Source organism: Streptomyces phytophilus (assembly GCF_013870535.1).
GTDB classification, from domain to species: domain Bacteria; phylum Actinomycetota; class Actinomycetes; order Streptomycetales; family Streptomycetaceae; genus Streptomyces; species Streptomyces phytophilus.
Genome location: NZ_JACBXC010000198.1, coordinates 1 through 7250, shown reverse-complemented (window position 1 = coordinate 7250; position 7250 = coordinate 1). Strand labels below are relative to the sequence as shown.

The window sequence follows — 7250 nt, the reverse complement described above, 5'->3', positions numbered from 1 at the left end:
TCTCGTCCAGCGCGGCGGCGAAGACCGGATAGGTGTCGTAGAGCTGGCGGCCCATGCCGGGGCGTTGCGCGCCCTGGCCGGAGAACAACACCGCCAACTTCCCCCCGCCGTCCGCTTCACGACCAGCGGCGGTGCCGGTGACGACACCGGGGTGTTCCTCGCCGCGGGCCAGGGCCCGTAGCCCGGCCTGGGCCTCCTCGCGGTCCTCGGCGACGACCACGGCACGGTGGTCCAGCCACGCCCGGCCGTGTTCCAGCGAGTACGCCACGTCGTTCGGCGAAAGGTCCGGGTGGGCGTCCAGATGCGCGTCGAGGCGTTCGGCCTGGGCTCGTAGCGCCTGGTCGGTCTTCGCGGAAAGCGACCACGTGAGCGGGCCGTCGGTAGGCGCGCTGTCGGCCGGTGACTCCTCCGGGGCCTCGGCCGGTGCCTGTTCCAGGACGATGTGTGCGTTGGTGCCGCTGACGCCGAAGGAGGACACGCCTGCCCGGCGCGGCCGGTCGCCGCGCGGCCAGGGGCGGGACTCGGTGAGCAACTCGACCGCGCCTTCGGTCCAGTCGACCTTCGTCGTCGGCTCGTCGGCGTGCAGGGTTTTCGGCAGCCGCTCGTGCGCCATCGCCTGGATCATCTTGATGATCCCCGCCACTCCGGCGGCGGCCTGGGCGTGGCCGAGGTTGGATTTCAGCGAGCCCAGCCACAGCGGCTGGTCGTCGCCGGGCCGCTGCTGCCCGTACGTGGCGAGCAGTGCCTGCGCCTCGATCGGGTCGCCCAGCGTCGTGCCGGTGCCGTGGGCCTCGACGGCGTCGACGTCGGCGGGAGTGAGCCCGGCGTTGGCCAGCGCGGTACGGATCACGCGTTGCTGGGAGGGGCCGTTGGGTGCGGTGAGGCCGTTGGAGGCGCCGTCCTGGTTGACCGCCGTGCCGCGCACCAGTGCCAGTACGGGGTGTCCGTGCCGTCGCGCCTCCGAGAGCCGCTCCAGCAGCAGGACACCGGCGCCTTCCGCCCACGCCGTGCCGTCCGCGCCGTCACCGAACGCCTTGATCCGGCCGTCCGGTGCCAGCCCGCGCTGCCGGGAGAACTCCACGAACGTGTCCGGCGTGGCCATCACCGCCGCACCGCCCGCCAGCGCCATCGTGCACTCGCCGCTCCGCAGCGCCTGCACCGCCAGATGCACCGCCACCAGCGACGACGAACACGCGGTCTCCACCGTCACCGCCGGGCCCTCAAGACCCAGCGTGTAGGAGACGCGTCCCGACGCGGCACTGCCGGAGTTGCCGATGCTCAGCATCCCCTCCACCGAGGCGGGGACGCGCCTGCCCGCGAGGGCGTAGTCGTGCAGCATGACGCCGGTGAAGACGCCGATGGCCGAGCCCTGGAGCGACGTCGGGTCGATGCCCGCGCGTTCGAACGTCTCCCACGACGTCTCCAGCAGCAGCCGCTGCTGCGGGTTCATCGCGAGCGCTTCCCGCGGGGAGATGCCGAAGAACGCGGCGTCGAAGTCGCCGGCGTCGTGCAGGAAGCCGCCGTGGCGCACGTACGACGTGCCGGGGTGGTCCGGGTCGTCGTGGAAGAGGCCGTCCAGGTGCCAGCCGCGGTTCCGGGGGAACGGCGTGATGGCGTCGGCGCCCGCGTCGACCAGGTGCCACAGGTCCTCCGGCGTGGCCACCCCGCCCGGCAGCCGGCATCCCATCGCCACCACCGCCACCGGCTCCGACTTCTCCGCCTCGATCTCGCGGAGGCGGGCGTTGGCCTTGTGGAGGTCGGCGACCGCGCGCTTCAGGTAGTCGCGGAGCTTTTCCTCGCGGTTGTCGCTCGCCATGCTCAGCTCGTCCTTTCGTCTCTTGTCGCCGCCGGCCGCGTCAGGACTGACCGAGTTCGTTGTCGAGGAGGGAGAACATCTCGTCGTCCGTGATGGCGTCGAGGTCGGGCGCGTCGTCGGTTCCGGACGCGGTGCGCAGCTCGTCCCAGTGCGCGCTGAGCTTGCGCAGCCGCTGCGTGACCTGCTGCCGTACGGACTCGTCGGCGCCCGCGGAGCCGGCGAGGGCCTGTTCGAGCCGGTCGAGCTCCGCGAGGACGGGCAGCGGCGCGCCGCCGTCCGGTACGACCAGTTCGTCCTCCAGCAGACGGACCAGGGCGGCGGGCGTCGGGTGGTCGAAGACGAGGGTGGCCGGGAGCCGGACGCCGGTGGCCTCGGTGAGCCGGTTGCGCAGCTCGACGGAGGTGAGCGAGTCGAAGCCCGCCTCCTTGAACGCCCGTCCGGCGTCGATCGAGCTGCCGTTGGCCGTGCCGAGGACGGCGGAGACGTGGCCGAGGACGAGGTCGGTGAGCAGTTTCGAGCGCTCGTCCGCGGGCCGCCCGGCCAGCTCGTCCACGAGGGAGCTGCGCGAGGGTGTGGCCGAGCGGGCGGCCCGGCGCGCGGGCGGGATCAGCGCGCGGAGGAGCGGGGACACCTGGCCGTTGGCCGACTGCCGGGCGCGTAGCGCGGGCAGGTCGAGCCTGGCCGGGACGAGGACGGGATGCTCGGAGAGGAGCGCGGCGTCCAGGAGCGCCATGCCGGTGTGTTCGGTGAGTCCGAGCATGCCGTCGCGCTTGTTGCGCTGGTGGGCGGTGTCGTCCAGGTGGGCGGTCATGGCGCTGGTTTCGGCCCAGTAACCCCAGGCGAGTGAGGTGGCGGGGAGTCCTTGGGTGTGGCGGTGGTGGGCGAGGGCGTCGAGGTAGGTGTTGGCGGCTGCGTAGTTGGCTTGTCCGGGGTTGCCGAGGGTGCCTGCGGCGGAGGAGTAGAGGAGGAAGAAGGCGAGGTTGTGGTGGCGGGTGTGGTGGTGGAGGTGCCAGGCGGCGTCTGCTTTGGGGCGCAGGACCGCGTGGAGGCGTTGGGGGGTGAGTGAATCGATCACGGCGTCGTCCAGGGCGCCGGCGGTGTGGATGATCCCGGTGAGGGGGTGGTTGTCGGGGATGGATGTCAGGAGTGCGGCGACGGCGGTGGAGTCGGTCACGTCGCAGGCTTCGATGCGTACCTGTGCGCCGAGGTCGGTGAGTTCGGTGGCGAGGTCGTCGGCGCCTTCGGCGTCCGGACCCCGGCGGCTGACCAGCAGAAGGTGGCGGACGTCGTGGTGGGACACGAGGTGACGCGCGGTCAGCCGGGCCAGCGTGCCCGTACCGCCCGTGATCAGAACCGTGCCCTCGGGGTCGGGGGCAGGGTTCCCCGGCTCGGTGGAGACGGAGGCGCGGGTGAGGCGGGGCACCTCAGGGGTGTTGCGGCGGATGGCGAGCTGCGGTTCGCCGGTGCCGACCAGGCCGCGGACGGTGCCGTGGGCGACGGGATACTCGTCCAGGTCGATGAGGGTGATGCGGTCCGGGTGCTCGTTCTGCGCCGTACGGACCAGACCCCAGACGGCCGCCTGCGCGGGGTCGTACGGGGCGGACATGGCGCCGTGGGTCACGACGACCAGACGCGAGTCCTTGAGGGCGGGCTCGCCCACCCACACCTGAAGCAGCTCCAGGGTCCGTTCGGTCAGCGCATGCACGCGCTCGGGGCCACCGTTGTCCGCCGCCTCCGCGGAATCGGCGGTCGCGAGGTCCAGCAGCACGAGGTCCGGTACGGATCCGCTCGTACCGGAGGAGGCGACGAGGGCCCTGAGCGCCGCCGCGTCGGCCACCGCGGGGATGTCCGGCCCGCCGGCTCCGGCGGGGGGCGGCGCGACGGGGGCCCACTCGACCCGGAACAGCGAATCGCGGCCGGCGGTGCGCCCGGCGTCGAACCGGTCGCGGGACACGGCGCGCATGGCCAGCTCGCCGATGGTCGCCACGGGTGCGCCGGTGGTGTCGGCGAGTTCGAGTGACAGGCCGTCGGCACCCGAGCGGGTCGCCCTGACCCGGAGGGCGGAGGCGCCTGACGCATGGATGGCCGTCCGGCTCCAGGCGAAGGGGAGTCGGGTCACCTCGTCGTTGTCTGCGGCGGGGAGTTCGCGGGTGGTGTGGAGGGCGGCGTCGAGGAGTGCGGGGTGGAGGGCGTAGCCCTCGGGTTCCACGTCGTCGGGGAGGGCGACTTCCGCGTAGATCGCGTCCTCGTGGGTCCAAAGGCGCCGGACGCCTTGGAAGGCGGGGCCGTAGTCCAGGCCGGCGGCGAGCTGGCGGTCGTAGAAGTCGGTGAGGTCGACGGCCTGGGCGCCGGGGGGCGGCCACGCGGTGTGCGCGGGGGGCGGGGGAGTGGTGGCGGGGGTGAGGGTGCCGGTGGCGTGGCGCGTCCAGGGGGCGGTGGAGTCCGCGTACGCGGCGGAGTGGATGGTGACGGCGCGCCTGCCCTCCTCGTACTCGGGGCCGACGGTGACCTGGATGCGGACGCTGTCGTGGCCGTCGGTGAGGGCGAGCGGCGTTTCGATGACGAGTTCGTCGAGGGTGGGGGTGCGGGTTTCGTCGCCCGCGCGGATGGCGAGTTCGGCGAAGGCCGTGGCGGGGAGGATGGTCGTGCCGTTGACGGCGTGGTCGGCGAGCCACGGGTGGGTACGCAGGGAGAGCACGCCGGTCCCCACGACCCCGTCGGACTCGGAGAGGCCGACCCAGGCGCCCGCCAGCGGGTGGTCGGCGCCCGTGAGACCGAGCAGGGAGAGGTCGCCCGGCCGGTTGCCGGCCTTCGGCCAGTAGGTCTGGTGCTGGAAGGCGTAGGTGGGGAGGCCGGCCGGGGCGGTCGGGGTCTGGTGCCAGGCGACGGGGGCGCCGTGGGTGTGGAGCTGCGCCAGGGCGAGCCGGAGTTGGGTGGGGGAGTGCTCGTGCCGGCGGAGGGTGCCGGTGACCGTCAGGGCCGTGTCGGTGGCCGTGTCCGTGATGGCGGTGGTGAGGGTCGGATGCGGGCTGGCTTCGACGTACGTGGTGTGGCCGTCGGCGATCAGCTGCGTGAGGGTGTCGTGGAAGCGGACGGACTCGCGCAGGTTGGTGTACCAGTAGTCGGCGGTGAGGCCGGTGGTGTCGAACACCCCGCCGGTGACGGTCGAGTAGAAGGGGATGGCCGCCGGGCCCGGCTCCAGTCCAGCCAGCGTGCTCAGCAACGTGTCGCGGAGCGCGGTGACGTGGGGGCCGTGGGAGGCGTAGTCGACGGGCAGCAGCCGGTTGCGTACCCCGGCCTCCTCGCACCGGGCGAGATAGGCCGCCACGGCGTCGGTGTCGCCGGAGACGACCGTGGCGGTGGGGCTGTTGACCACCGCCACGGACAACTTCCCCTGCCAGGCGGCGATCTCCTCCGCGACCTGCGTGCGGGGGAGCGCGACGGAGGCCATGGCTCCCTGGCCGGACAAGGCGCGGATGGCCTGGCTGCGCAGGCACACGACCTTCGCCGCACCTTCCAGCGTGAGCGCCCCGGCGACGTGCGCCGCGGCGATCTCGCCCTGCGAGTGCCCGATGACCGCATCCGGGCGGATGCCGTGGTGCTGCCACAGCCGCGCCAGGCTCACCATCACCGCGAACAGCGCGGGCTGGACCACATCCACCCGCTCCAGCAGCGCGCCCTCCGGATCGGCCAGTACGTCACCGAGCGACCAGTCGTCCGCGTAGCCGGACAGGGCCGCCTCGCAGTCCCGGATCGCCTGGGCGAAGACGGGCTCGGCCGCGATCAGGTCCGCCGCCATCCCCGCCCACTGCGCGCCCTGACCGGGAAAGACGAACACCGTCTTCCCACCCGGCCGCACACTGCCGCTGACCACCCGCGCCGACGGCTGGCCGTCGGCGAACGCGGCGAGTCCGTCCAGCAGTTCACCGCGGTCACCGCCGACGACCACCGCGCGGTGGTCGAATGCGGATCGCGTCGTGAGCAGGCCGTGGGCGACCTGGGCCGGGGTGGTCCCGGGGTGCTCGCTCACGTGGGCGTGGAGCCTGGCGGCCTGGCCGGCCAGCGCCTGCGGCGTGTGGCCGGAGATCGGCCACGCCACCACCCCGTCCGGCTCGTCGGTCGCCGCGGCCTCGGGGGCGGGCTCGGGCTCCGGTGCCTGTTCCAGGATGACGTGTGCGTTGGTGCCGCTGACGCCGAAGGAGGACACGCCTGCCCGGCGCGGCCGGTCGCCGCGCGGCCAGGGGCGGGACTCGGTGAGCAGCTCGACCGCGCCTTCGGTCCAGTCGACCTTCGTCGTGGGTTCGTCGGCGTGCAGGGTCTTCGGCAACTCCTCGTGCGCCAGCGCCTGCACCATCTTGATCACACTGGCCACCCCGGCGGCGGCCTGGGCGTGGCCGAGGTTGGATTTCAGCGAGCCCAGCCACAGCGGTTGGTCGTCGCCGGGCCGCTGCTGTCCGTACGTGGCGAGCAGTGCCTGCGCCTCGATGGGGTCGCCCAGCGTCGTGCCGGTGCCGTGCGCCTCCACCGCGTCCACGTCGGCGGGAGTGAGCCCGGCGTTGGCCAGCGCGGCGCGGATGACCCGCTGCTGGGAGGGGCCGTTGGGTGCGGTGAGGCCGTTGGAGGCGCCGTCCTGGTTGACCGCCGTGCCGCGCACCAGCGCCAGTACGGGGTGTCCGTGCCGTCGCGCCTCCGAGAGCCGCTCCAGCAGCAGCACGCCGACGCCTTCCGCCCACGCCGTGCCGTCCGAGCCCGCCGCGAACGCCTTCACGCGGCCGTCCCGTGCGAGCCCGCGCTGCCGGGAGAACTCCACGAACGTATCCGGCGTCGACATGACCATGGACCCGCTCGCCAAGGCCATCGAGCACTCACCGCTGCGGAGCGCCTGCGCCGCGAGGTGCATCGCGACCAGCGACGACGAGCACGCCGTGTCCACCGTCACCGCCGGGCCCTCAAGGCCCAGCGTGTACGACACCCGCCCCGAGGCGACGCTGCCCGCCGTGCCCGTGAGGCGCATGCCCTCGATGTCCGTGGGCGCCTGCCGGAGCGGCACGGTGTAGTCGTGGCCGATGATGCCGGTGAAGACGCCGACCGCCGAGCCCCGGAGCGAGGCCGGGTCGAGGCCGGCCCGTTCGAACGTCTCCCACGACGTCTCCAGCAGCAGCCGCTGCTGCGGGTCCATCGACAGCGCCTCACGCGGTGAGATGCCGAAGAACTCCGCGTCGAAGTCGCCCGCGTCGTGCAGGAACGCCCCCTTGTCGACGTACGAGGTGCCGCGCGTGTCCGGGTCGTCGTCGAAGAGGCTGCCCAGGTCCCAGCCGCGGTTCTCGGGGAAGCCCGACAGCACCTCACCGCCCTCGGCGACCAGCCGCCACAGCTCCTCCGGACTGCGGATGCCGGCGGGGAAGCGGCAGGCCATCGCCACGATCGCGACGGG

The 7250-nt window shown here is 73.3% G+C and carries 1 protein-coding gene and 1 pseudogene; both read right to left on the bottom strand.

All coding sequences use genetic code 11. From position 1 onward, the window contains the following. Window positions 1–1798: pseudogene (locus tag H5J30_RS12275) on the bottom strand (type I polyketide synthase); the annotation flags it as partial. 58 nt (window positions 1799–1856) lie between these two features. Then, the coding region (locus H5J30_RS12270) for a type I polyketide synthase (RefSeq protein ID WP_181787467.1) at window positions 1857–7250 on the bottom strand (5394 nt) is incomplete at its 5' end.